This is a genomic window from Holdemania filiformis DSM 12042 (genome assembly GCF_000157995.1).
Taxonomy (GTDB): Bacteria; Bacillota_I; Bacilli_A; order Erysipelotrichales; family Erysipelotrichaceae; genus Holdemania; species Holdemania filiformis.
Genome location: NZ_GG657555.1, coordinates 71,766 through 95,612, shown reverse-complemented (window position 1 = coordinate 95,612; position 23,847 = coordinate 71,766). Strand labels below are relative to the sequence as shown.

General features: G+C 51.0%; 42 protein-coding genes. 2 read left to right on the top strand and 40 right to left on the bottom strand.

The genetic code is table 11. The annotated features are described in order from the left end of the window. The 30 genes from HOLDEFILI_RS05815 to rpsJ form a co-directional block, all read right to left on the bottom strand. Window positions 1-201, bottom strand: a 201-nt coding sequence (locus tag HOLDEFILI_RS05815) for a TetR/AcrR family transcriptional regulator (RefSeq protein ID WP_006058593.1), incomplete at its 3' end; no start/stop codon positions are given. A 325-nt stretch (window positions 202-526) separates the two neighbouring features. Beyond that, window positions 527-889, bottom strand: coding sequence for a 50S ribosomal protein L17 (rplQ, locus tag HOLDEFILI_RS05810; protein WP_006058591.1), 363 nt, complete (start codon window positions 887-889; stop codon window positions 527-529). 24 nt (window positions 890-913) lie between these two features. Beyond that, window positions 914-1,873: a DNA-directed RNA polymerase subunit alpha gene (locus tag HOLDEFILI_RS05805; protein ID WP_020226066.1), complete on the bottom strand. Its 960-nt coding sequence runs from the start codon at window positions 1,871-1,873 to the stop codon at window positions 914-916. 26 nt (window positions 1,874-1,899) lie between these two features. Continuing rightward, window positions 1,900-2,292, bottom strand: coding sequence for a 30S ribosomal protein S11 (gene rpsK / locus HOLDEFILI_RS05800; protein WP_006058589.1), 393 nt, complete (start codon window positions 2,290-2,292; stop codon window positions 1,900-1,902). A gap of 18 nt (window positions 2,293-2,310) precedes the next feature. Beyond that, entirely contained in the window at window positions 2,311-2,676 is a 366-nt protein-coding gene (rpsM, locus tag HOLDEFILI_RS05795) for a 30S ribosomal protein S13 (RefSeq protein ID WP_006058588.1), read from the bottom strand. 16 nt (window positions 2,677-2,692) lie between these two features. Then, window positions 2,693-2,809 (bottom strand): 50S ribosomal protein L36, encoded by a 117-nt coding sequence (rpmJ, locus tag HOLDEFILI_RS05790; protein ID WP_008979808.1) that lies wholly within the window; start codon window positions 2,807-2,809, stop codon window positions 2,693-2,695. Window positions 2,810-2,828: 19 nt separating this feature from the next. After that, window positions 2,829-3,047, bottom strand: coding sequence for a translation initiation factor IF-1 (infA, locus tag HOLDEFILI_RS05785; RefSeq protein WP_006058587.1), 219 nt, complete (start codon window positions 3,045-3,047; stop codon window positions 2,829-2,831). Further along, complete coding sequence (gene map, locus HOLDEFILI_RS05780) at window positions 3,025-3,816, bottom strand: type I methionyl aminopeptidase (RefSeq protein WP_006058586.1); 792 nt, start codon at window positions 3,814-3,816, stop codon at window positions 3,025-3,027. The genes infA and map overlap by 23 nt, the downstream gene beginning before the upstream one ends. Next, complete coding sequence (locus tag HOLDEFILI_RS05775) at window positions 3,813-4,463, bottom strand: adenylate kinase (protein WP_006058585.1); 651 nt, start codon at window positions 4,461-4,463, stop codon at window positions 3,813-3,815. The genes map and HOLDEFILI_RS05775 overlap by 4 nt, the downstream gene beginning before the upstream one ends. Before the next feature lie 13 nt (window positions 4,464-4,476). Continuing rightward, entirely contained in the window at window positions 4,477-5,766 is a 1,290-nt protein-coding gene (gene secY, locus HOLDEFILI_RS05770; protein WP_006058584.1) for a preprotein translocase subunit SecY, read from the bottom strand. Between the two features lies 1 nt (window position 5,767). Continuing rightward, on the bottom strand, window positions 5,768-6,208 hold the full coding sequence (gene rplO, locus HOLDEFILI_RS05765) for a 50S ribosomal protein L15 (protein ID WP_006058583.1): 441 nt from the start codon (window positions 6,206-6,208) through the stop codon (window positions 5,768-5,770). Between the two features lie 21 nt (window positions 6,209-6,229). Further along, the gene (gene rpsE / locus HOLDEFILI_RS05760; RefSeq protein ID WP_006058582.1) at window positions 6,230-6,742 is read right to left on the bottom strand and encodes a 30S ribosomal protein S5; all 513 of its coding nucleotides are present in this window, start codon (window positions 6,740-6,742) and stop codon (window positions 6,230-6,232) included. A 13-nt stretch (window positions 6,743-6,755) separates the two neighbouring features. Beyond that, entirely contained in the window at window positions 6,756-7,112 is a 357-nt protein-coding gene (rplR, locus tag HOLDEFILI_RS05755) for a 50S ribosomal protein L18 (protein WP_006058581.1), read from the bottom strand. Window positions 7,113-7,133: 21 nt separating this feature from the next. Further along, entirely contained in the window at window positions 7,134-7,679 is a 546-nt protein-coding gene (rplF, locus tag HOLDEFILI_RS05750; RefSeq protein ID WP_006058580.1) for a 50S ribosomal protein L6, read from the bottom strand. A 27-nt stretch (window positions 7,680-7,706) separates the two neighbouring features. Further along, window positions 7,707-8,108, bottom strand: a complete 402-nt coding sequence (rpsH, locus tag HOLDEFILI_RS05745) for a 30S ribosomal protein S8 (RefSeq protein WP_039864159.1) — start codon at window positions 8,106-8,108, stop codon at window positions 7,707-7,709. A 26-nt stretch (window positions 8,109-8,134) separates the two neighbouring features. Further along, window positions 8,135-8,320: a type Z 30S ribosomal protein S14 gene (locus HOLDEFILI_RS05740; protein WP_006058578.1), complete on the bottom strand. Its 186-nt coding sequence runs from the start codon at window positions 8,318-8,320 to the stop codon at window positions 8,135-8,137. A gap of 15 nt (window positions 8,321-8,335) precedes the next feature. Further along, window positions 8,336-8,875: a 50S ribosomal protein L5 gene (gene rplE, locus HOLDEFILI_RS05735; protein ID WP_006058577.1), complete on the bottom strand. Its 540-nt coding sequence runs from the start codon at window positions 8,873-8,875 to the stop codon at window positions 8,336-8,338. Further along, window positions 8,875-9,195 (bottom strand): 50S ribosomal protein L24, encoded by a 321-nt coding sequence (rplX, locus tag HOLDEFILI_RS05730; protein WP_006058576.1) that lies wholly within the window; start codon window positions 9,193-9,195, stop codon window positions 8,875-8,877. The genes rplE and rplX overlap by 1 nt, the downstream gene beginning before the upstream one ends. A gap of 13 nt (window positions 9,196-9,208) precedes the next feature. Further along, window positions 9,209-9,577, bottom strand: a complete 369-nt coding sequence (gene rplN / locus HOLDEFILI_RS05725) for a 50S ribosomal protein L14 (RefSeq protein WP_006058575.1) — start codon at window positions 9,575-9,577, stop codon at window positions 9,209-9,211. A 21-nt stretch (window positions 9,578-9,598) separates the two neighbouring features. Next, window positions 9,599-9,859 carry a 30S ribosomal protein S17 gene (gene rpsQ / locus HOLDEFILI_RS05720; RefSeq protein ID WP_006058574.1) on the bottom strand — a complete coding sequence of 87 codons (261 nt, stop codon included), beginning with the start codon at window positions 9,857-9,859 and terminating at the stop codon, window positions 9,599-9,601. 15 nt (window positions 9,860-9,874) lie between these two features. Further along, complete coding sequence (gene rpmC / locus HOLDEFILI_RS05715; protein WP_006058573.1) at window positions 9,875-10,075, bottom strand: 50S ribosomal protein L29; 201 nt, start codon at window positions 10,073-10,075, stop codon at window positions 9,875-9,877. Between the two features lie 3 nt (window positions 10,076-10,078). Next, window positions 10,079-10,495: a 50S ribosomal protein L16 gene (gene rplP / locus HOLDEFILI_RS05710; RefSeq protein WP_006058572.1), complete on the bottom strand. Its 417-nt coding sequence runs from the start codon at window positions 10,493-10,495 to the stop codon at window positions 10,079-10,081. A gap of 2 nt (window positions 10,496-10,497) precedes the next feature. Further along, complete coding sequence (gene rpsC / locus HOLDEFILI_RS05705) at window positions 10,498-11,295, bottom strand: 30S ribosomal protein S3 (RefSeq protein WP_006058571.1); 798 nt, start codon at window positions 11,293-11,295, stop codon at window positions 10,498-10,500. Window positions 11,296-11,306: 11 nt separating this feature from the next. Beyond that, window positions 11,307-11,639 carry a 50S ribosomal protein L22 gene (gene rplV, locus HOLDEFILI_RS05700; RefSeq protein WP_006058570.1) on the bottom strand — a complete coding sequence of 111 codons (333 nt, stop codon included), beginning with the start codon at window positions 11,637-11,639 and terminating at the stop codon, window positions 11,307-11,309. Between the two features lie 11 nt (window positions 11,640-11,650). Beyond that, window positions 11,651-11,920: a 30S ribosomal protein S19 gene (gene rpsS, locus HOLDEFILI_RS05695; protein WP_006058569.1), complete on the bottom strand. Its 270-nt coding sequence runs from the start codon at window positions 11,918-11,920 to the stop codon at window positions 11,651-11,653. 20 nt (window positions 11,921-11,940) lie between these two features. Then, entirely contained in the window at window positions 11,941-12,774 is an 834-nt protein-coding gene (gene rplB, locus HOLDEFILI_RS05690; protein ID WP_006058568.1) for a 50S ribosomal protein L2, read from the bottom strand. 63 nt (window positions 12,775-12,837) lie between these two features. After that, window positions 12,838-13,125, bottom strand: a complete 288-nt coding sequence (gene rplW / locus HOLDEFILI_RS05685) for a 50S ribosomal protein L23 (RefSeq protein ID WP_006058567.1) — start codon at window positions 13,123-13,125, stop codon at window positions 12,838-12,840. After that, on the bottom strand, window positions 13,125-13,754 hold the full coding sequence (gene rplD, locus HOLDEFILI_RS05680; protein ID WP_006058566.1) for a 50S ribosomal protein L4: 630 nt from the start codon (window positions 13,752-13,754) through the stop codon (window positions 13,125-13,127). The genes rplW and rplD overlap by 1 nt, the downstream gene beginning before the upstream one ends. Window positions 13,755-13,757: 3 nt before the next feature. Further along, on the bottom strand, window positions 13,758-14,450 hold the full coding sequence (gene rplC, locus HOLDEFILI_RS05675; RefSeq protein WP_006058565.1) for a 50S ribosomal protein L3: 693 nt from the start codon (window positions 14,448-14,450) through the stop codon (window positions 13,758-13,760). 19 nt (window positions 14,451-14,469) lie between these two features. Then, entirely contained in the window at window positions 14,470-14,781 is a 312-nt protein-coding gene (gene rpsJ / locus HOLDEFILI_RS05670; RefSeq protein ID WP_039864127.1) for a 30S ribosomal protein S10, read from the bottom strand. Between the two features lie 491 nt (window positions 14,782-15,272). Here rpsJ and HOLDEFILI_RS05665 point away from each other — a divergent pair, with 491 nt between their 5' ends. Continuing rightward, entirely contained in the window at window positions 15,273-15,974 is a 702-nt protein-coding gene (locus HOLDEFILI_RS05665) for an alpha/beta hydrolase (RefSeq protein ID WP_006058561.1), read from the top strand. Window positions 15,975-16,088: 114 nt separating this feature from the next. Here HOLDEFILI_RS05665 and HOLDEFILI_RS05660 read toward each other — a convergent pair whose 3' ends face one another. Beyond that, window positions 16,089-17,273 (bottom strand): MFS transporter, encoded by a 1,185-nt coding sequence (locus HOLDEFILI_RS05660; RefSeq protein ID WP_006058560.1) that lies wholly within the window; start codon window positions 17,271-17,273, stop codon window positions 16,089-16,091. A gap of 76 nt (window positions 17,274-17,349) precedes the next feature. On the opposite strand from HOLDEFILI_RS05660, the gene HOLDEFILI_RS05655 reads away from it, so the two are divergent. Beyond that, complete coding sequence (locus HOLDEFILI_RS05655) at window positions 17,350-17,709, top strand: MerR family transcriptional regulator (RefSeq protein ID WP_006058559.1); 360 nt, start codon at window positions 17,350-17,352, stop codon at window positions 17,707-17,709. Between the two features lie 41 nt (window positions 17,710-17,750). Here the strand turns inward: HOLDEFILI_RS05655 and HOLDEFILI_RS19190 are convergent, their stop codons facing one another. From HOLDEFILI_RS19190 to tatA, 9 genes are all read right to left on the bottom strand, one after another. Continuing rightward, entirely contained in the window at window positions 17,751-17,927 is a 177-nt protein-coding gene (locus tag HOLDEFILI_RS19190; protein WP_006058558.1) for a FeoB-associated Cys-rich membrane protein, read from the bottom strand. A gap of 134 nt (window positions 17,928-18,061) precedes the next feature. Next, window positions 18,062-18,304, bottom strand: coding sequence for a FeoB-associated Cys-rich membrane protein (locus HOLDEFILI_RS05650; RefSeq protein ID WP_006058557.1), 243 nt, complete (start codon window positions 18,302-18,304; stop codon window positions 18,062-18,064). A 28-nt stretch (window positions 18,305-18,332) separates the two neighbouring features. After that, window positions 18,333-20,504 carry a ferrous iron transport protein B gene (feoB, locus tag HOLDEFILI_RS05645; RefSeq protein WP_006058556.1) on the bottom strand — a complete coding sequence of 724 codons (2,172 nt, stop codon included), beginning with the start codon at window positions 20,502-20,504 and terminating at the stop codon, window positions 18,333-18,335. Window positions 20,505-20,569: 65 nt separating this feature from the next. Next, window positions 20,570-20,791: a FeoA family protein gene (locus HOLDEFILI_RS05640; protein ID WP_006058555.1), complete on the bottom strand. Its 222-nt coding sequence runs from the start codon at window positions 20,789-20,791 to the stop codon at window positions 20,570-20,572. Between the two features lie 15 nt (window positions 20,792-20,806). After that, entirely contained in the window at window positions 20,807-21,016 is a 210-nt protein-coding gene (locus HOLDEFILI_RS05635) for a FeoA family protein (protein ID WP_006058554.1), read from the bottom strand. A 278-nt stretch (window positions 21,017-21,294) separates the two neighbouring features. After that, window positions 21,295-21,960 (bottom strand): HAD family hydrolase, encoded by a 666-nt coding sequence (locus HOLDEFILI_RS05630; protein ID WP_006058553.1) that lies wholly within the window; start codon window positions 21,958-21,960, stop codon window positions 21,295-21,297. Next, on the bottom strand, window positions 21,944-22,705 hold the full coding sequence (locus tag HOLDEFILI_RS18255; protein WP_050766927.1) for a DUF975 family protein: 762 nt from the start codon (window positions 22,703-22,705) through the stop codon (window positions 21,944-21,946). Before HOLDEFILI_RS18255 ends, HOLDEFILI_RS05630 begins: the two co-directional genes overlap by 17 nt. Before the next feature lie 125 nt (window positions 22,706-22,830). After that, on the bottom strand, window positions 22,831-23,637 hold the full coding sequence (tatC, locus tag HOLDEFILI_RS05620) for a twin-arginine translocase subunit TatC (RefSeq protein ID WP_006058551.1): 807 nt from the start codon (window positions 23,635-23,637) through the stop codon (window positions 22,831-22,833). A gap of 5 nt (window positions 23,638-23,642) precedes the next feature. Next, entirely contained in the window at window positions 23,643-23,816 is a 174-nt protein-coding gene (tatA, locus tag HOLDEFILI_RS05615) for a twin-arginine translocase TatA/TatE family subunit (protein ID WP_006058550.1), read from the bottom strand. Window positions 23,817-23,847 lie beyond the last annotated feature (31 nt).

The following is a 23,847-nucleotide window of genomic DNA, read 5'->3' as shown; positions in this document are numbered from 1 at the left end:
GCAGCAGTAATCAAACAGAAACAGATAGAATTCCTTTTTATTTTTAAAGTAATAGAATAGTAACCCCTTGGAGATCTCAGCCTTAGCAGTCATATCATCCGTCGATGCCTGCGGATAATCATGAGCGCCGAACACTTCCAATCCGGCATTGATAATCCGCTGCTGCTTTTCCGGCGGCAGTTCATAGAACTTCTCGTTCATGGGAATTCCTCCTGACTGACCAGGTCAGTCTACATTTTTTATTATAGGGGATTGACTCAGCATTACAACCCCCGGAAATCATCAGATGAACATGAATTTCTTGCAAAAGAAGAAGCGCATCTTGACATTGCTGCGGCATTTCTATTCTTATCGCTCATTTATCCCTAATCGAGCTTCATTTCGCCCGCAAACAGCCTCTAAGAGCGATTTCACAGCATTTGGAACATCTTGGCAGCCGCGATCTTTTCAATCAGGCAGGTGTATTCCCTGCGGTTCTGAAGAAAAAGAAAAAAGCACAGCCGGAGCCATGCTTCTCATTCAATAATTAAACCAGTTCGATGATTGCCATCGGTGCGCTGTCGCCGCGACGGAAGCCGGTCTTTAAGACGCGGGTATATCCGCCGTTGCGGTCGGCATATTTCGGACCGATTTCGTCAAACAGCTTCTTCAGTACTGTTTCGCCTGTCTTTTCGTCCGCAACAACGTTACGGATGTAAGCGGCAGCCTGACGGCGGGCATGCAGATCCCCGCGCTTAGCCAACGTGATCAGTTCGTCGACAACGGAGCGCAGTTCTTTCGCCTTCATTTCAGTTGTTTCAATTTTGCCGTTCAGGATCAGGCTGGTAGCCATATTGCGAAGCATCGCTTTCCGGTGGTCAGCAGTGCGTCCTAATTTACGATTCCACATAGGGGGTTCCTCCTTTACTTGCGATTAGTCGTATGATTTGAAGCTCAGACCCAATTCGTAAATCTTGTCTTTGACTTCTTTTAACGATTTTTTACCCAGATTCCGGACTCTCATCATTTCTTCTTCAGAACGCTGAGTCAGTTCTTCGACCGTCTGGATACCGGCCCGTTTCAAACAGTTGTAAGAACGGACAGACAGATCCAGATCTTCGATCGCCATGGACTGCATGTTCTTCGGCGATTCGCCGTTGACATCCTTCATGACGGATTCCATATCCGCTACGGATTCATTGACATGGGTCAAGAGATCGAGATGATCGATCAGAATCTTGGAGCCCAGCGCCAGCGACATCTGCGGCGTAATCGAACCGTTCGTCCAGATTTCAAAAATCAGGCGGTCGTATTTCGCGTCCTGGCCGACACGAGTCGGTTCCACATTGTACGAAATACGGTCGATCGGGGTATAGATGGAATCGGTATATACCGTTCCAATCCCCTGAGAAGATCCCTGGTACAAGGCTTTGTTGCCATCAGCGCTGATGTAGCCGCGGCCATTGCGGGCCTTAAGCTCCATTTCCAGCGTGGCGCCTTCTTCCAGGTGCGCGATTTCCAGATCTTTGTTCAATACTTCCACACCCGTCGGGCAGATAATATCACCCGCGGTCACGGTCATTGGGCCTTTTGCGGCAATTCTTAAGGTATAGGATTCATCATCATCAATCTTCATGATCAGATTCTTGATGTTCAGAATCATCATCGTGACGTCTTCTTCAACGCCAGGAATGGATGTAAACTCGTGGTAAACACCTTCGACCTTAATCGAGTAAACCGCAGCTCCCGGTAAAGAGGAGAGTAAAACACGTCTGAGGGCATTACCAAGGGTAGTGCCGAACCCTCTTTCAAGAGGTTCTACAACGAATTTTCCATAATGGTCAGATTCAACATATTCTTTGACTTCAAACTTTGCGCGTTCAAATTTTTGCATAACCATTTCCCTCCTCAATTAGGTTATTAACCACGTGGCCGCTTCGGTGGACGGCATCCATTGTGCGGAATCGGAGTAACGTCGTTGATGACTGTGATTTCCAAGCCAGCCGTCTGTAAAGAACGGACAGCCGCTTCACGTCCAGGTCCCGGACCCTTAACGTTAACTTCGACAACCTTCATGCCGTGATCGACAGCAGCCTTGCCGGCAGCTTCGCCTGCCATCTGAGCGGCAAACGGTGTAGATTTACGAGAACCCTTGAAGCCTAATGCGCCAGCACTGGACCATGCGATGGCATTTCCGCTTTCATCAGTAATCGTTACGATTGTATTGTTAAATGTTGAATGAATATGTGCAACGCCCCGAGCGACATTCTTGCGGACACGACGCTTGCGGCTTGTCTGTTTCACTTTTGCCATTGACTACTATCCTCCCGCTTATTTCTTCTTATTCGCTACTGTACGACGCGGTCCTTTGCGTGTACGTGCGTTGGTCTTGGTGCGCTGTCCGCGGACAGGCAGTCCTTTACGATGACGAACACCGCGGTAGCAGCCGATTTCCATCAAGCGCTTGATGTTCAGCTGGGTTTCCCGGCGCAGATCGCCTTCAACTTTAATCTGGTCAACTTCCTGACGGATTGCGTTGACCTGTTCGTCAGTCAGATCTTTAACACGGATATCTTCGCTGATTCCGCATTTCTTCAGAATGGTCTTCGCTGTGGAGCTGCCGATTCCGTAGATATAAGTTAAGGATACCACGACGTGTTTGTCACGTGGGATATCGATTCCTGCAATACGAGCCATATCTCTCTAATTCCTCCTAGTTTCCTTGACGCTGCTTGTGCTTAGGGTTTTCACAAATAACCATAACGCGGCCTTTGCGCTTGATGATGCGGCACTTATCGCATATTGGTTTGACAGATGGTCTTACTTTCATGCGTTTTTCCTCCTGTAGACTATTTGTGTCTAAATGTAATACGCCCACGTGTTAAATCATACGGTGAAATTTCAACGGTAACCCGATCTCCCGGTAAAATGCGAATGTAATGCATACGGATTTTACCAGAAACGTGAGCTAAAATGGTGTGACCGTTGGCGAGCTTCACCTTAAACATCGCATTGGGAAGTGTGTCTTCTACTATCCCGTCAATTTCAATGACATCCTGTTTGCCCATAAACTGAATCTTCCTCCTCATCTGGATTGATTGTCAGAATTTCATACCCGTCATGTGTGATGACAATAGTATGTTCGTAATGTGCTGCCAGAGAGCCGTCTTTGGTAACGACTGTCCAGTCATCAGCCAACACCCGTGTGTGCGGCTTGCCTGCGTGAACCATCGGTTCGATTGCGAACGTCATGCCTTCCTTTAACAGAATGCCTTTGCCCGGCGAACCAAAATTCGGAATCGCAGGTTCTTCGTGCAGGTGCGTGCCGATTCCATGACCTGTATAATCGATTGGCACTGAATACCCGTGCGCTTCGACAAAATCGCCGATCGCGTGCGAAATATCACTTAAACGATTCCCAGGTTTTGCCTGTTCTAAACCTATAAAAAGAGATTGGCGCGTAACTTCCATCAATCGCACCGCTTCCTCGCTGACGCGGCCGACGGCGAACGTCCACGCGGCGTCCCCATGATAGCCTTTATAACAAGCTCCGATGTCAATGGAAATGAGATCTCCGTCTTTCAACGCAGTCTGATCCGGAATTCCATGAACCAGCACTGAATTGATCGAAGTACAGATAGACGCAGGAAAGCCCCCGTACCCTTTAAAGGACGGTGAGGCTCCCTGTTGCCGGATCACCCGTTCAGCGATCCTGTCCAGCTGTTTAGTAGTTACTCCCGGAGCAATCGCAGCCGCCACAGCCGCGCGGGCCAGCGCTACGATCTTTCCGGCTTGCTTCATCGTTGCGATTTCTCGCGGCGACTTGGCAGAGATCATTTCACGTTCTCCAATGCCGCGGCGACATCGTTCCACACTTCGTCAATTGAGCGCGTGGCATTGATGTCGACGACCAGTCCTTTTTCACGGTAGTAATCAAGAACCGGCTTGGTATTCTTTTCATGCTCGTCAAGACGAACACGAAGTTGTTCCTCTGTATCATCAGCACGCTGAATGAGCGGAGAACCGCAGACATCACAAATACCGTCCACCTGACTTGGGTGGTTGCGGACATGATAGATCGCACCGCAGTTCTTACACATGCGGCGGCCCGTGATGCGATCGGCCAGAGCTTCAAACTCCACTACTAAGTTTATAACAACTTCTACCGGTTTGGCAATTTCTTTTGATAAATTTTCGAAAAATTTTGCCTGAACCAGCGTTCTTGGATAGCCATCCAACAGATAACCAGCTTGACAGTCCGGCTGTTTCAGCCGATCTGCGACCATTGCGACCGTAATTTCATCCGGTACGAGCTTGCCGGCATTCATGTATTCCTGCGCTTTTTTACCCAGCTCCGTGCCTTCTTTGATGTTGGCGCGGAACATATCCCCGGTGGAGATATGCGGAATATTGAAGCTTTCAAGAATTTTTGCCGACATTGTCCCCTTGCCGCTTCCGGCAGGTCCCATGATCAGAATGTTCATTCTCACTCACCTCTTATTTTTGAATAAAACCGCGATATGATTTCTGGGTCAGCTGACCTTTCAGCTGGCTCATCGTTTCCATGGCAACGCCGACGACGATGATGATTCCGGTTCCGCCCATTGAAACCGAGGACGGCAGGCTTGTCACCATCGGCAGCACATACGGAAGCAGCGCGATGAACACGAGGAAGATCGCGCCCAGCACCGTGATCCGGTTCAGCACCTTGGATAAGTACTCCTTGGTTTCTGTACCCGGGCGGATGCCAGGAATATACGTTCCAGACTTGCCGAGATTTTCTGCAATCTTCTCCGGATCCACCTGTAAATTAGTGTAGAAGAAGGTAAACAGAACGATCAATACCGCATAGATGCAAAGGCCTAACGGCTTCTGCAGCGACAGGATGTTATTCAGAGTGGTTGTGAAGCTATTGGCTTCAAAGAAGCTCATGATCGTCAGCGGCGCCGTCATGATCGCCGAAGCGAAGATAACCGGGATGACGCTGGCAGAGTTGATTTTCAACGGTAAATACGTCATATCGTTGCGGCCCTTGGTCATGGAACTGGATGTGTACTGTACCGGGATCTTCCGTGTTGCCAGCTGCATGAAGACAACCAGCACGATGATCAAGAGATACATTAATACATACAGCATGAACGTCAGGATGCCGTTGAACATCGCCGTGTTGTTCGTCGTGTCAACCAGGGTGTTGAAGACCTGGATGAACTGGAACGGAATGTTCGCAACGATCCCTGCGAAGATGATGATGGAAACGCCGTTTCCAATCCCCTTCACTGAGATTTGATCGCCGACCCACAACAGGAACATGGTACCCGCCGTCAGCACCGTCGCCACATACAAGTAAGTGGAAACGCCGGCGCCGGAGAGGATTCCATAGCTCTTGTCAAACGCGTAGACCATCGTAAAGGCCTGAATAAACGCTAAGACCACACCCATATATCGTGTGATCTTATCCATTTTCATGCGGCCCTGCTGACCGGATTTCGCCATTTCCGTCAGTGCCGGAATGACGTCCATCGACATCAGCTGGATGATGATCGAAGCGGTGATGTACGGTGTAACGCCCAAGGCGAAGACCGACAGACGCTGTAACGCGCCGCCACCCAGCAGGTTCATCATTCCCAGAATGGAATTATCAGCGATGCCGGCGGTCAGCGCCGTCGCATCTACGCCCGGAACCGGAATGCCGGATCCGAGTCGGTAGATGAACAGCATGGCCAGAGTAAAGATAATCTTAGACCGGATTTCTTTATTCTTGAACAGGCTGGTAAAGGTCTGGATCATGTTAGATCACCTCTACTTTTCCGCCTGCTTTTTCAATTGCTTCTACTGCTGATTTGGAAAATTTATTGGCTTTGACCGTCAGCTTCTTTTCCAGTTCGCCGACGCCCAGGATCTTCACGCCGTCCAGTTCCTTGCGGACTAAACCCGCCTGCTTTAACAGTTCCGGAGTAATCTCTGCGCCGTCCTCGAACCGGTTCAGCAGTTCGACGTTGACGATCGAGTATTCCTTACGGGTGAAGTTGGTGAATCCACGCTTCGGCAGACGACGCCAGATCGGTGTCTGACCGCCTTCAAAGCCCAGTGCGACTCCGCCGCCGGAACGAGCGTTCTGGCCCTTGGAACCCTTACCTGCAGTTTTGCCCCATCCGGAGCCATGGCCGCGGCCGATTCTCTTGGAGTTACGACGTGCACCTTCTGTGTATTTCAGTTCGTTTAATTTCATTTAAGCTGCCTCCCGTCTAACTTAGCGAATTTCCTGCGGCTTCTTCTCACGCAGTTTGCTAACGCTTTCGATCGTTTTCAGTTCTTTCAGACCGGCAACCGTGGCATGAACCATGTTGATCGGAGTGCGGGAACCGATGCACTTGGACAGAACGTCGCTGACGCCTGCCAGTTCCAAAACCGCACGGACAGCGCCGCCAGCGATAACGCCGGTACCTTCTGCAGCCGGTTTCAGGAACACTTCACCCGCGCCGTAAACGCCGGTGACAGCATGTGGGATCGTGGAGCCATTGTTTACCAGAGGAACTCTGAACAGATTCTTCTTGGCATTTTCACTGGCCTTCTTAATTGCATCAGGAACTTCGTTAGCCTTTCCTGTGCCGTAGCCTACGCGGCCTTTTTTGTCACCAATGACAACCAGGGCGGCAAAGCGGAAACGACGTCCACCTTTAACAACCTTGGTTACACGGTTGATGACAACAACGCGTTCTTCAAATTCTTTATCGCGTTCAACTCTTCTTGGTTTACGTTCCATTCAGCGAGCCCTCCTAGAATTTCAGTCCGGCCTCTCTGGCAGCTTCGGCCAGGGCCTGGACACGTCCGTGATAAACATAACCTCCACGGTCAAATACAACATTAGTGATGTTCTTAGCTAAAGCGCGCTTTGCCAGTTCAGTTCCGACAGTTTTTGCGGCTTCGATATTTCCGCCGTTTTCCAGCTTCAGATCCACGCTGCTGCAGGCAACCAACGTCGTGCCGTTAACATCGTCGATGATCTGGCAGTGGATGTGGCTGTTAGAACGGAAGACGTTCAGGCGTGGGCGTTCCGGAGTTCCGCTGATCTTTGTACGGACACGAATGTGACGACGAATTCTTTCATCATTTTTAGATACTTTCTTAAGCATTGTTCACTCTCTCCTTTCCCACTATTTCTTACCAGCCGTCTTGCCTTCTTTACGACGGACATGTTCGCCTTTATAGCGAATACCTTTACCCTTGTAAGGTTCAGGTTTCTTTGTTGCCCGGACGACCGCAGCGAATTCGCCGACGCGCTGCTTGTCGATGCCGGAAACTTTAATTTCAGTTGCGGACGGGCACTCAACTTTCAGGCCTTCCTCAACCTCGAATTCAACCGGGTGAGAGAAGCCGACGTTCAGTGTCAGCTTGTTGCCGCTGACAGCGGCACGGAAGCCGATACCGACAACTTCCAGTTCACGGGTGAAGCCCTCAGAAACGCCGACGACCATGTTGTGCAGCAGCGCGCGGGTTGTACCGTGCAGCTGTTTGATATGCTTCTCATCGTTCGGACGAACGACTTTGATTTCATTGCCGTTGACATCGATCTGCATGTTTTCGTTAAACTGACGTGTTAAAGTACCCTTAGGTCCTTTGACCGTCACCTCATTGCCAGCCGCAATCGTGACTTCAACACCGGCTGGAATGGTAATCGTTTTATTACCGATACGTGACATTGTTTTCTATTCCTTTCTCTAACACGCTTACCATACGTAGGCGATAACTTCGCCGCCTGTATGCTTCGCTCTTGCTTCTTTGTCGGTCATCAATCCCTGAGAGGTAGAGATGATCGCGATGCCTAAACCGTTCAGGACACGTGGGATCGAGCCGCTCTTGGCGTATACCCGTAAGCCTGGCTTCGAGATACGCTTGATGCCGCTGATAACCTTTTCGTTATTCGGGCCGTATTTCAAAGTGACTGTGATCTTCTTTTCTGCAGCGGTTTCACCTGTGACTGCGTAATTCAGGATAAATCCTTCGTTCTTCAGGATCTTCGCAATTTCAACCTTCTGCTTGCTTGCCGGAATTTCAACGGCTTCGTGGCGCGCCTGAACACCGTTACGGATTCTGGTCAGCATATCTGCGATAGGATCAGTCATATTCATCATTGCTTTTTCCTCCTTCCGTATCCTTACCAGCTTGCCTTCTTGACTCCCGGAATCTGGCCCTTATAGGCTAATTCGCGGAAGCAGATACGGCAGACTTTGTACTTGCTTAAGACAGAGTGCGGACGTCCACAACGTTCGCAGCGCGTGTACTCTCTGACTTTGTACTTCTGAGGACGCTGCTGCTTAATTTTCATTGATGTCTTTGCCATGGTTGTTGTCCCTCCTTATTTCGCAAACGGCATGCCCATACCTGCCAGCAATGCCTTTGCTTCTTCATCAGTATTGGCCGTCGTTACGATAACGATGTCCATACCGCGTACTTTGCTTACTTTATCAAAGTTGATTTCCGGGAAAATGATCTGTTCCTTCACGCCCAGCGTGTAGTTGCCGCGACCGTCGAACGCCGTTGTGCTGACGCCGCGGAAGTCGCGGACACGCGGCAGGGAAATGTTGAACAGCTTGTCCAGGAATTCATACATGTGTTCACCGCGCAGGGTGACCTTGCAGCCGATCGGCATGCCTTCACGCAGCTTGAAGTTCGCGATGGACTTCTTCGCCTTCGTGATGACCGGCTTCTGGCCTGCCAGCTGAGTCAGTTCGGCAACTGCTTCGTCCAGCGCCTTCGGGTTGGCGATCGCATCGCCGACACCCATGTTGATGACGACTTTCTCGATCTTCGGGCACTGCATGACAGAGCTGTAATTGAACTGCTTCATCAGAGATTCAATGACTGTCTTCTGGTATTTTTCAACAAGACGGTTCATTATTTCTTACCTCCCTTGACGACGTTGCCGGATTTCTTAAATACGCGGACCTTTTCGCCCTTTTCGACCTTAAAGCCGATCCGGCTGGCTGTTTTGGCTTTGGAATCATACGCCATGACATTGGATACATGAATCGGAGCTTCCTTTTCAATGATACCTCCGTCCGGGTTAGCCTGAGTCGGCTTCAGGTGTTTCTTCATCAGATTGACACCCTCAACGATGACTTTGTTCTCTTTCGGCATAACGGCCAGAACTTCGCCGATCGTTCCCTTGTAATGTCCTGTGATGACTTTTACTTTATCGCCTTTTTTAATTTTCATCTCAAGCCACCTCCTATAAAACTTCTGGTGCCAAAGAAACAATCTTCATGAAGTCTTTGTCACGCAGTTCTCTTGCAACAGGCCCGAAAATACGGGTTCCCTTTGGTGTGTTGTCGTCCTTGATGATAACGGCTGCATTGTCATCAAACTTGATGTAGCTGCCGTTCTCACGACGGATGCCGTAACGAGTCCGGACGATGACCGCCTTAACGACGTCGCCCTTCTTTACAGTTCCGCCAGGAGCTGCTGTCTTAACCGAGCAGACGATGATATCGCCGATGTTCGCTCTTTTGCGCTTGCTGCCGCCCAGGCAACGGATGACTAATAATTCCTTAGCACCGGTGTTGTCCGCGACATTTAATCTACTTTCATTCGTAATCATTGTCAGTTCCTCCTTGTGCTATTAAAGAATTACAGCCTTTTCGACGATCTTAACCAGGCGGAAACGCTTGGTCGCGGATAACGGACGAGTTTCCATGATTTCTACGATATCACCGAGCTTCGCCTCATTGTTTTCATCATGTGCTTTGAATTTCTTTGAATATTTAATACGCTTCGAATAAAGCGGATGACTCTTGCTGGTTGCTACCTCAACCGTAATGGTCTTGTCCATCTTATCAGAAACGACTTTTCCGCGTAATACTTTACGGTTTGATCTTTCCATGACCAGTTATCCTCCTTATTTCGCCTCACTGAGTTCGCGCTCAGTGATGACAGTTTTGATGCGAGCGATCGTCTTGCGAATTTCCTTCATGCGGGAAGGATTCTCCAGCTGGCCGGTAGCTTGCTGGAAACGCAGGTTGAACAGCTCTTCTTTTAAAGATTCAATTTCCTGAAGTAATTCAGTATTGCTCTTATCACGAATTTCCTTAACGTTCATTTCCTATTCCTCCTCGCCTCGGCGCACGAATTTGCACTTGACCGGCAGCTTGTGGGCTGCTAAGCGCAGGGCTTCACGCGCGGTTTCTTCATCGACGCCGCCGACTTCAAACAGGACGCGGCCTGGCTGAACTACGGCTACCCATCCTTCAGGTGCGCCTTTACCGGAACCCATTCGGACTTCCAGCGGTTTCTTCGTAATTGCCAGATGTGGGAAAATTTTGATCCAAACCTGGCCGCCACGCTTCATGTAACGAGTCATGGCGACACGCGCCGCCTCGATCTGACGGTTGCTGACGTATGCACCGGAGTAAGCAATTAATCCGTATTCACCGAATACGATCTCACGTCCGGCCTTAGAGCGACCTTCGTAACTCTGACGATGAGGTCTTCTATATTTTGTTCGATTAGGCATTAACATGATTACTTACCTCCTTCAACGGTTCCTTCCGCCTTTGGCGCAGCTGCTTTAGCTTCGGCATTGCGGCTGTTGTTATTGTTGTTCCGATTGCCGCGGCGGTCATTCCGTCCGCCACGCCGGCGATCGCGGCCCTGCGGCATCTTCGGTGCTTCCGGTTCCTGAACCATCTGGCCCGGCAGAACCTCACCGCGGCAGATCCAGACTTTAACGCCCAGCTTGCCGTAGGTCGTCATCGCTTCAACAATTGCGAAGTCGATGTCCGAACGCAGCGTATGCAGAGGAACAACGCCCTCGGAATAGCCTTCGCTGCGCGCGATATCCGCGCCGCCTAAACGGCCGGAAACCAGGGTACGGATACCCTTGGCGCCTGCCCGCATCGTCTTCTGAATCTGACGCTTCTGGCAGGTTCTGAACGAAGCACGCTGTTCCAGCTGCTCCGCGATAGCGCGGGCAACCAGGTGTGCATCCAGATCCGGATTGGCAACTTCAACCACTTTGATGTGGATCTGCTTGCCAGCGCACATTTTCTGCAGCTTCTTCTTTAAGATTTCAATGCTTTCACCGTTGCTTCCGATGATCACACCCGGGCGAGCGGCACGGATGATGATCTCAACACGGTTCTTAGAGCGTTCGATTTCGATTCTGGAAACGTAAGCCGCATGCAGTTCCTTCAACAGGAATTCACGGATTTTGACGTCTTCCATCAACAGGGTGCCGTAATCTTTTTCAGCATACCATCTGGATTCCCAGTCGCGGATGACGCCGACACGCATTCCAATTGGACTAACTTTCTGACCCATGAGAGTACCTCCTACCGTTCTTCAACCACAACAGTAATGTGGCTGGTGCGCTTTAAAATCTGAGCGGCGTTGCCCTTTGCCCGAGGCATGAAACGCTTCATGGTGATTCCCTCGTTGGCATAGCACGCTTTGACATACAATTTTGATTCATCCAGCTGATGATTGTTGACCGCATTGGCAACGGCTGATTTCAGCACTTTCCCAACTGCTTCGGCAGCGTGGTTCGGTGTGAACTTCAGGATTGCTTCTGCTTCTTTCGCATCTTTGCCTCTGACTAAATCCAGAACAAGTCTGACTTTGCGAGGGGCGATGCGGACAGTTTTCGCTGTTGCTTTGACTTCCATTGTGGCACCTCCTACGCTTTCTTGTCGTCGCCATGACCGCCGAATTTGCGGGTTGGGACGAATTCGCCAAGTTTATGGCCGACCATATCTTCTGTGACATAGACAGGGACATGTTCCTTACCGTTGTAAACCGCGAACGTATGTTCAACGAACTGCGGGAAAATAGTGGAACGGCGAGACCATGTTTTGATGACTTCTTTCTTGCCTGACGCGTTCAGCTTTTCCACTTTTTTCATTAAATGGTCATCACAGAACGGTCCTTTTTTCAAACTACGACTCATTTTAGCTTCCTTCCTTTCGTTTACTTACCGTTGCGGCGGCGTGTGATCAACTTCGTCGAGGCCTTCTTGGCTTTGCGGGTCTTAACGCCCATCGCCTTCTTACCCCATGGCGTCATTGGTGATTTACGGCCAACCGGAGTTCTGCCTTCACCGCCGCCATGCGGGTGATCGTTCGGGTTCATAACAGAACCGCGGACTGTCGGACGAATGCCCATCCAGCGGGAACGTCCAGCTTTGCCTAAGTTAACCAGGCTGTGATCTTCATTGCCGACCGTGCCGATGGTGGCGCGGCAGTTGCTCAGAACCTTGCGGACTTCGCCGGACGCCAGACGCAGAATCGTGTAGCGGCCTTCAGAACCCAGGATCTGTGCGGAAACGCCAGCGGAACGTGCCAGCTGGCCGCCCTTGCCCGGCTTCAGTTCAACGTTGTGAACGAAAGTACCTTCAGGGATGTTGCGCAGCTCCATCGCGTTGCCGACCTTGATGTCGACCGCTTCGCCGGAAACGATGGTCTGTCCGACCTGCATTCCCTTCGGAGCCAGGATATAGCGCTTTTCACCGTCTGCATAATTCAGCAGTGCGATGTTGGCGGAACGGTTCGGATCGTACTCGATCGTTGCGACCTTCGCCGGGATGTTGTCTTTATTACGCTTGAAGTCGATCACGCGGTACTGACGCTTGTGTCCGCCGCCCTGATGACGGGTTGTGATCCGACCGGTGTTGTTGCGGCCGCCCTTTTTGGACAGCGGTTCAAGCAGCGAGCGTTCTGGAGAAGTCGATGTGATTTCTTCGAAGCTCAGGCTTGACATACCGCGACGACCTGGAGTCGTTGGTTTATATTTCTTAATCGCCATTGGATTTAGTCCTCCTTACGCATTTTTCCGGAAATAGCGTGTTCTTCCGATATGTTGTTCAGCTTATTCCGAGAATAAGTTGATATCCTGTCCTTCCGGCAGCTTGACAACTGCTTTGCGGACAGCGCTCGTCTTGCCGACGTATTTGCCCATTCTCTTCGTCTTCGGCTTGCAGTTCAGGATGTTGACCTGTTCAACCTTGACACCGAAAATTTCTTCAACAGCCAGACGGACCTGCGTTTTGTTCGCGCCCTTTGCGACCGCGAAAGTGATCTTGTTGTCAGTGTCCATCAGCTTCATCGTCTTTTCAGTGATGATCGGGCGGATAATGATATCTCTTGCGTTACTCATTATGCGAATACCTCCCCAGCTTTGTTGGCAGCCGCTTCCGTCATAACCAGCTTCTGAGCGTTGGCGATGTCGAAGGCGTTCAGTTCTTCAACTGTCAATAAGGCAGCGTTCGGAATGTTGCGCAGGGACATGAAGGCATTGTCGAAGTCCTCGGCGATATCCGCTACAAACAGCGTCTTGCCTTCAAACTTGAACGCATCCATAACCTTGACAAATTCCTTTGTCTTGATCGCGTCGAACTTCAGCGCATCGACGACAACCAGGTTGTTTTCAATGACCTTTTCAGAAAGCAGCGATCTCAAAGCCAACCGGCGGACCTTGCGGTTCAGACGGTAAGCATAGCTGCGCGGCGTCGGACCGAAAGCGATGCCGCCGCCTCTCCACTGCGGAGCGCGGATGGAACCCTGACGAGCACGGCCTGTGCCCTTCTGACGCCAAGGCTTCTTGCCGCCGCCGCTGACTTCATGACGGCTCTTGGTGTCATGCGTTCCCTGACGCATATTCGCGCGCTGCATGATGAGCGCGTCAAACATGACCTGCTGATTAGGTTCAATGCCGAATACAGCCTCAGCCAGTTCGATTTCACGAATCTCTTTAGCTTCCAGGTTATATACATTTAACTTTGGCATCTGTTATTCCTCCTCTTTTGCTTCTTCGGAATAGCTGATCAGATCCTTGGCCGAAACAGCAGCTGTTCCTTTGACGGATGATTTAACAACAACCAGTCCGCGCTTCGGTCCCGGAACGTTGCCCTTGATCAGCATATAGTTGTTTTCAACATCAACCTTGATGATTTCCAAATTCTGTGTCGTTGTGGTATATCCACCTTCCTGGCCAGCGCCAGCCGTTCCCTTTTCGATCCGGCCGTTGTTACGTCCGGTCGTTGCCAGAGAACCGATATGCCGCATGTTCTTAGATCCGCCATGCGTCTTCGGGCCCATCGTCGCGTTGTTTCTGACGATTGTGCCGTTGTAGCCGCGGCCCTTGCTGGTGCCGGTTACGTCGACGATTTCGCCGGCGGCGAACAGATCAACCTTGACTTCGTTGCCGACTTCCAGGTTTGTCATTTCCGTACCGCGGATTTCGCGAACGAAACGCTTCGCTGCGGTCGATGCCTTGGCAGCATGACCCTTTTCAGCTTTATTGGAACCCTTTTCGCTCAGATCTTCAAATCCCAGCTGAACAGCTTCGTAGCCATCGTTTTCCAGGGTTTTCTTCTGCAGCACTACGTTCGGCAGTGCTTCAACGACTGTGACAGGAATCAATACGCCATCCGTAGTGAATACCTGCGTCATGCCAAGTTTACGTCCTAAAATACCTTTCATGATGTCACCTCCACTGTCCTTACAGCTTGATCTCGATGTCGACGCCGCTCGGCAGTTCCAGACGGCTCAATGCGTCAATGGTTTCTGCGGTCGGTCCGACGATCTCGATCAAACGCTTATGTGTTCTGATTTCAAACTGTTCACGCGAGTCCTTGTACTTGTGGACAGCTCTTAAAACGGTTACCACCTGACGTTCTGTCGGCAGGGGTACAGGTCCGACGACTTTCTTTGCGCCGTGTTCCTGAGCAGCCTTAACGATCTTTTCGCTGGCTGTGTCCAGGATTCTGTGTTCGTAAGCTTTTAAACGAATTCTTACGCTGTTTTTTGCCATGAAATCTTCCTCCTTCATTTCATCCGCCTTTTCGGCAGATTCGCTCGGTGTGAATTCCCCGGTCTTCACGCTTAGCTGGCGCTATCGTGACAACGCCGATCAGCGTGCCGGCAACCTCCCACGTCCATGCGAATGCTTCGCTATTATAGCACTCAAAAACAGGCAATGCAACACTTTTTTCAAAAAAGTTAAATACTTAGAAAAACGGCTTCAGATCAAGCTCTTTTTAAGTTTTGAAAATCAATGATTTTGCTTGATCCAAAACAACGCAGATCAGTGGGTCATTGAGAGTATTCCTCTCCTTTTTCCTCCAGTTTCTCCTTACTTTTCTCACTGTTTTACGCGTATTTTTGATCATTTTTTCGACATTCTTCAATTATTACCGCTTACATTCGTCGAAATTCGCCGTTCTTTTCTAATTTTAATCAGGAAACCTTCCCCCGGACGACTTGTTTTATATTATAATAAGGATATTTCCAGGAGGTGAGCCCATGTTTGAATTTCTGAAATCCAAAAAGCAGGAGCGCCGATGTGTCGTCGTGGCGCTGCACGGGTTCGGCCGGCGGCGGACGGACGAATTTCTGCCGCTGAAGAATTTCCTTGCCGCCAAGAAAATTGAGCTGATCCTGCCGGAATTATTTAACCCGCGCAATCCGCAGGACGTTGATCCGCAGAAATGGATTCAGCGAGCCGAGGAAGTCGTTGACGAACTGACAGCTCAGAATGCGGACGTGATTCTGATCGGCTTCTCAATGGGCGGCGTCATCGCCGCGCACCTGGCCGCTGTCAAACCCGTGAAGAAACTGATCCTGTTAGCCCCGGCGTTCAATTATATCAATGTCGGCAACGCCGCAGACTACATCACCGGCTGGTTCAGCAGCCCGAATAAAAAAGAACAGCCGGAAGCCTATCCGCCGCTGCCCGCTGATTTTACTTCGGTGTTCATGAACGTCGTTGATCTGTTAAAGCAGGACGCGGCGATGGTGGAATGTCCGGTGCTGATTCTGCACGGCACGGAGGACGATACGATTGCCGTTTCCTCCAGCCGCAGGATCTACAAAAAAATTCCGGCCGCGCAAAAGGGACTGATCCTGCTGGAAGGCGTCGGTCACGCGATTCTGGACGATCCGGTCTATGCTTCATTGGCCTTGAATACGATCGCCGCGTTCATCGAGGATCAGATTCATTTCTAATCCCGCAATTCCCATTCTATCTGAAATACGAAAGGCTGCCGCGCAGTAAATCCGTTTGCGCCGCAGCCTTTTTATGTTTTGCTTTATGTCCTGCTTTTTCCGCTTTTCTGCCGGCTACCGCTTCGCGCTGCGCCAGTAAGCGAATGCCGTCGCCGCCGAAAGAACGAACGCTCCGGCGCTCAGCATAAACGGAAACAACATATTCAGATCGTAGACGATCCCCGCGGCCAGCGACCCGAGCACGTTGCCCATCGACTTGATCGCGTTGAACAGCCCGGTGATGACGCCGACCTCGCTGTTTTTCCGGCCTTCCACGGACAAAGCCTGGGTGATCGGCTGATAAACGGCGTTGGCGGTAAAGAACACCAGATTCATTGCGATAAACAGCGTCAGATTGCCAGGAATCAGCGCTCCGGCCGCGCTCAGCGCGCACAGCGCCAGCACGACAATCAGCGATTTCTTCGCGTCTGTGCGGCGGATGATCCACAGATTGATGGAGAAATTGGCGATCAGGCCGACAAGACCGATGATCGCTTTGATCAAACCGTTATAGACCGGTTTAAAGTCCAGCTCCGCCTTTAAGAAATAGTTGAACGCGTTTTCGTGACAGTTGCTGGCGAACCCGGTCAGAAAGACGACGATCAGAAACAGAACCATGACCGTGCTCATCAGACTGCGGGCGCTGGCGAAGGAATTAAACGGATTCACGGCTTTCAACAGCTCGCGCGGGCGAACCGTCTGCGGATCGACAATCGAATCTTCGGCAAAGAACGCCGTGCCGATGCCCAGTGCGATCATCCAGACCGCCTGGACGTTGAACGCCAGCTGAAAGTGAATCGTTCCCAGAACACCGCCCAGCAGATACCCTGCCGCCAGCGACACCGACTGCATCGCCGTATAGACCGCCAGATTCGCGGCGCGCTTTGAAGGTTCGCTGACGTCGATCACATACGCCATCGTCGCAACCCCCGCGCCGCCCGCAAAAGCACCCGCGGCCCCGCGCGAGATCAGCACCATCAGCTCGCTCGATGAAAACCCCAGACTCAGCTGCGCCAGTCCGTAACAGACGCAGGAAATGGTAAAGACCTTGACGCGGCCGATATGATTGCTGAACTCGCCCCAGAATACAGACGTCAGAAATGAAAAGAAGCACATCACCGCCATCGACGTTCCGAAAATCCGCGACGGCAGTCCCATCGCCGTATATAAGGTCGGCGTTACCGGATGATGGAAATTCATACCGATTCCCAACAAGACCGTGATCACCAGCATCCTGAACACTGATTTCTTTTTTGTCATGCTTGCATCCCCCTTATGACTTCTCTATAATACAAGTTAAACCCAGGTTGAAGTCAAGCCAAAAAGGAGAAATGGTATGAATTATTCGATCAAAGAAATTTCTGAGCGGCTCCGCATCCCCGCCTCCACGCTGCGGTATTATGAAAAGCGCGGATTAATCGGTCCGCTGCGGCGCAGCACGGGCCAGGTTCGCGTCTTCTCTGAAGAGGATCTCAAACTGCTGCAGATCATCCAATGCTTAAAACGAACCGGCATGCCGGTCGAGGAAATCCGCGAGTTCGTCGGCCTGATCCGTCAGGGCGACGCGACGTTGGAACAACGGACAGCTTTGTTTGAGCATCACAAAGCTCAAATCGAACATCAGATTGAACAGCTGCAGGAAAATCTGGCGGTGCTGGAACGCAAGATGAAGTTGTTCAACACGCCGGCCAAATAAACGAATCCCGCCTGTCACAGAGGACAAGCGGGATCTTTTTCTTATTGAACAGAGCGCGGGTGATCCTTGCGGTAATCGCACAACGCCTGCTTTGCCTGGCAACTGCCTGCTTGATAGCTGGCGCACGCAGCGCAGCCGCGGTTCTTTTTGGAGCGCAGCCGGATCAGGCAATACGCCGTCCAACCGCCAATGATCAGAATGACTAGCCACGTTGCCATCGTCCTTCCCGCCTTTCTTTTTCCTTATTATATCAGGATTTTAACAGAGGATGAATGGAAATGACCGGAAGGTTGAACGCTGCATGATCGTTTTCCAATTTTCGCAGCCGCGCTCTGACGCTGCCGCCGGAAAATTAACCAGGATAACGCGACGATTGCCCCGGAGGATGATCGTGCCGGTAAGCGCTGAGCAGCGGGTTCTGCAGTCCCTCGCTGTGACAGATTCCCTTCATGCCGCAGCCCGCGCAGCCGCCTGCGCAGGCGGAGCCTTTTTGACGATGTTGCCGCCGCAGACTGCGGATTGCCAACAGGCAGGCGCCGATCACCATCAACAATACAGCACCTTCGCCAAAATAACTTTGAATAGCAGCGAGCATTTGTTCTCCTTTCCGCCGATTCCGGCTTTTAAACTTTCGCCGTTTCCTTCAGTTCAACTTCCAGCGTCCGGCTTTCTTTATATGGCCGGATTAACAGATAGACCAGAGCCGCAAGCAGCACCATCGCGATCACCGTGAAGATCGTAAACGGTGTTTCACCCGTGATCAGACCGCCGACCTGGTAGACGATCATCGCGATGACGTAAGCGAAGCCGCACATGTAGCCGATCGCCCCGAGTGTCCATTTCGGATTGTTCATCTCCCGTTTGATCGCGCCCATCGCCGCGAAGCATGGCGCGCACAGCAGGTTGAAGATCATGAAACTGTACGCCGAGAGGGCCGTGAAATCCGCCGCGATCAGCGTCCAAATCTCATTGCCCGCTTCGCTCAGTTCCCCGCTGTAATGGTAAAGAACACCGAAGGTATTGACAACTTCTTCCTTGGCGATCAGGCCGGTTACCGTCGCCACTGTCGCTTTCCACGCCATATCGCCGACCCAGCCCAGCGGATAGAAGATCCAGGACACCGCGTTGCCGATCAGCGCCAGCAGCGAGCTGTTGTTATCCTCAACCGCCTGGAAGACGCCGTCCACAAAGCCATAGCCCTGTAAGAACCACAAGACAATCGAGCTTAACAGAATGATCGTACCGGCCCGCTTGATAAACGACCAGCCGCGTTCCCACGTTCCCCGCAGCACATTGGATGCCGAGGGAATATGGTAGGCCGGCAATTCCATGACAAACGGCGCCGGATCACCCGCAAACATTTTAAACTTTTTGAGGATAATTCCGCTTACAATCACCGCGGCCACGCCGATGAAATACGCTGATGTCGCAACCCAAGCGGAATTGTTGAACAGCGCCCCGGCAAACAGACCGATGATCGGCATTTTCGCCCCGCAGGGAATGAATCCGGTCGTCATGATCGTCATTTTCCGATCGCGATCCTGTTCGATCGTCCGCGAAGCCATGATCCCCGGCACGCCGCAGCCAGTCGCCACCAGCATCGGGATAAAGCTCTTGCCGCTTAAGCCGAACCGGCGGAAGATCCGGTCCATAATGAACGCGATCCGCGCCATGTAGCCGATATCTTCAAGAATGCAGAGCAGGAAGAACAGCACAAGCATCTGCGGCACGAAGCCTAAGACTGCGCCGACGCCCGCAACCATTCCGTCCTGAATCAGACTGGCCAGCCAGCCGCCGACGCCCATCGTCTGTAAGAAAGCGTCAACGGCGCCCGGCACCCACTCACCGAACAACACATCGTTGGCCCAGTCCGTGCCCATCGTGCCGATTGAGATTGACCAGCCGCCCATCGAAATCGCGTAGACCAGCGCCATGACGAGAATGAAAATCGGCAGCGCCAGCCAGCGGTTGGTCACGATGGAGTCGATTTTATCGGAAACCGACATCCGGGATTGATTTTTCTTCGTATAGCATTGACGAATGATCGAACCGATATAATTATACCGTTCATTGGTGATGATGCTTTCCGCATCGTCGTCCAGCTCGTCTTCCGCTTTTTGAATCAGCGCTCCGACATCCGGAACGGTGTTCATCATCGCCGTGATCTTATCATCGCGCTCAAACAGCTTGATCGCGTAGAACCGCTGCATTTCCGAAGGAATTTCTGCAGGTAGTTGTGAAATGATCGCGTTGAGCACCTTTTCCACTTTCGGGCTGAAACGATGAGCCGGCGGCAAGGCTTGCCCTTGCTTCGCCAATTTAACGGCCAGCGCCGCAGCTTCCTGAATTCCTGTTTGTTTCAGTGCCGAAATCGTGACGACCTCGCAGCCCAGCGCCTTGGCGAGCTGCTGCGTGTCGATCTGATCGCCGTTTTTGTTGACGACGTCGATCATATTGACGGCAACGACGACCGGAATGCCCAGCTCCAGCAGCTGTGTGGTTAAGTACAGATTGCGTTCCAGATTCGTGCCGTCAACGATGTTCAGAATCGCTTCGGGACGTTCGTGAATCAGATAATTCCGGGCGACGACTTCTTCCAGCGTATACGGGGAAAGGGAATAAATCCCCGGCAGATCGGTGATCGTAACGTCCTTCTGATCCTTCAGCCTGCCTTCCTTCTTTTCGACCGTAACCCCCGGCCAGTTGCCCACAAATTGATTGGAACCCGTCAGAGCGTTAAAAAGTGTTGTTTTTCCGCTGTTCGGATTACCGGCCAGCGCAATTTTAACTGCCATGTTCTATCCCTCCTAAAATTAGCTTAAGCTAACTATATATCCAAAAAAGACAGGCCCTCCGGCCTTTATTCCACTTCGATCATCTGGGCGTCGGCTTTGCGCAGCGATAATTCATAACCGCGGACGTTGATCTCCACCGGATCGCCCAGCGGCGCAACCTTGCGCACATAGACTTCGACACCCTTCGTAATGCCCATGTCCATGATCCGGCGCTTAACCGCGCCTTCGCCATGAAGCTTTTTGACGGAAACGGTGTCTCCGACCCGGATATCCTTTAACGTTTTCATTTTATCCCCCCCTTTTTATATCATGATCTTGCGGGCCATTTCTTTACTGATGGCCACGCGGGACTCCTTCACCTTGACGATGACATTGCCCTGGTTCTGCGAAATGAGCATGACCTCGCTGCCCTCGATAAAACCGAGTGAATTTAAGAAACGCCGAACTTCTTCCTTCCCGCCGATTCGTTTTACAGCGTTGATCTGTCCAACCTGGGCCAAGGTTAACGGCATCAACCTCACTCCTCCTTTAAGTAAAAAGATCTGTTTAATTAGCTTTGGCTAACTTACAGTCTATATGTTATCTTAATCTAACATCTATGTCAATCTTTTTTTGAAGGATTTTCCTTTTTTCCGAGCATTCAACTTGACAAATACTTTTTACTTTACGGCCCGAGCTGTAGTTTTGCTCTCCGGCATTTTCCCTCAAAAAAAGAAAAAGGCCAGGTTCCAGCCTTGATTCTTGCGATCCGAATCCGCTTTCTCCTGCCTGTTTTATTCAAGTCCTCGGCTTATAACAGATCGAGCAATTCCTCAATCCGGTAAATCCGCGGCAGATCTGCCTGGCATTGCTGGCCGGGATTCGCGAAAATCCAGATGGGCTGCATGCCTGCCCGGTAGGCGCCGATGATATCGGTAGCGAACGTATCGCCGACAAACGCGATTTCCTCCGGCGGCAGCTCCAGCTGGCGCGCCCCTTCCAGAAAGATTTCCACATCCGGTTTATGGGCCTTAAATTCGCCGGAAACAACGATCACCTCAAAAAGGTCTGCCAGACCGCACAATTCCAGCTTACGCCGCTGCATTGGCGAAATGCCGTTGGTGACGATGCCCACCTTATATTTTTTCTTCAGCTGCTCCACGACTCTGCGCGCCTGCGGAAATACGACAGTGTAATCGCCGAATGTATCATTCCAGTCCTTGCACAGCGCGTCGACCTGTTCCTGGCTGATACCGTATTCCTTTGCCAGCATCGAATACATGTGAATCTTTGGAATTGAACCATATTCATCCCAGGTCAGCAGCTTCTGAACGATATTTTCCCGCTCCACCGGTTCATCCCGCAGCTGCGGAAACAGCTCGTCCACTAATTTTCTGACCTTGGCGTCAGCAGCTGCCTGCCGGTCGATCAGCGTGTTGTCCAAATCAAACAAAATTCCTTTAATCCCAGTTCTCATGCGTTCCTCCATAATATTGATTACGCACTTCCAGATAGCACTCCGCATCCGTCTGGTTGATATAAGGCCGGATGAAATACGTGCCGATATTAAACGTAACCGCCCCTAATAAATACCATAAAAAGAAGGAAAGATCCAGCACAAACAGATCCAGCTTGATCCCCTGCGTCATTTCCTGGGAAAGCGCCAGGATCTGCTGCGGATCAAGATCCGGTTCATCCTCAGTCAAATACGGCACAAACCGATAGCTGTACGATTTAACGATCCCCGGAATAACAAACAACAGCGAGTACAGAAACACGATCAGATCCCGCCAGAAACCGGTCAGCGCCACCCGTTTCAAGTCTTCCCATTGATTGAAGCAACGGAATACATCGTTGGCGTTTTCCTCATCTGTGGACGCCTTTTTCATATAATTCATCAAACCGAAGCTCAGCGGATTCAGCACGATCAGCCGGATCAGCGCCGCAACAGCCGCCGAAAGCAGCGTATACATCAGAACCAGCGGACCAAACAGCGTCATTAAAGAACTCAACCCGGAATAGGTCTTGCCAAACAAGGTAATCGTCATGGCGTCCAGCCACTGCGCTGTCGGTCCGCTGAAATTGAAGTTGATCTGAAAGATCTTAAAATTCCCAATCCCATTCCCCAGCCAATACAAAAGCAAACAGGCGACAAACAGTTTTAAATATTTCCGGCTCAATACCTCTTTCGCCCGGCGTTTCAATTCTGCGCGTACAAACATAAAAATCTCCCCCATTCTGATTTCATTTTACACGAAGACTGAGAAAATTCCTAGGATTGTGGCAGATTTCGAGAATTTTCAAAAAAAGATCAGGATTGCTCCTGATCTGGTTTGAGAATGACGGCTTATGCCTGTTTTGATGCCTTCGTTTCTTCCTCATCCTCGTCTTCGTCTTCATTCCCGGCAATTTTACGCTTGCGGAAAATCCGGCACAGCCAGATGCTCAACTGATACAGCAGCAGCATCGGCAGGGCGATCATGATCTGCGACACGACATCCGGCGGCGTAATGATCGCAGCGACAATGAAGATGACGACGATCACTACCGAGCGGCCCTTGATCATCCATTCCGGCCGCATCAGCCCCAGCTGGGTCAGAATCACCGTCACAACCGGCATTTCAAACACCGCGCCGAAGGTGATAAAAATCGTCATGATGAAGCTGAGATAGCTTTCAATGGAAATCGACGCGATGATCGACGTCGAGGCGTTGACATGAATGAAGAAATACAACATGAACGGCAGCGCGATCTTGTAAGCAAACCCGGCGCCGAGAACAAAGAAAAACAAACCGGCGACCATCGCGAAGAAGAACACGAAGTTTTCCTTGCGTTCCAGGCCCGGACGAATAAACGCCCAGATTTCATACAGGATCACCGGCGAACCGAGGCAGACCGCACCGATCAGTGCGACCTTGATATACTGCATGAACAGCGCCTGCGGCGAAAGGTAAACGAACTGATAGCCCAGCTCCGTTCCCTGTTCCGTCAACAGGTTAACAATCGGCCCCGCGTAGTTGAAACAGATCAGTAAGCCAGCGAACAGAACCGCGATCACGATCAGAATCCGGTTGCGCAGTTCCTTCAGATGTCCGGTCAGCGACATGACCGCTTCTTCATTCTCTTGTTCCTGTTTCTGTTTATGCTTCGCCATACTGCTTATTCTTCGTCGTCAGACTTGTCGGAATCCTTATTATCGGACATGCCTTCCTTAAAGTTCTTAATCGTCTTGCCAAACATTTTGCTCAGCTTCGGCAGCTGCTTCGGACCAAAAATAACAATGACGATCACTAAGATGACTAATAACTCTGTGGTTCCCAATTTTCCAAACATGATTTTTCCCTCCTGATTTTTAATAAATAAA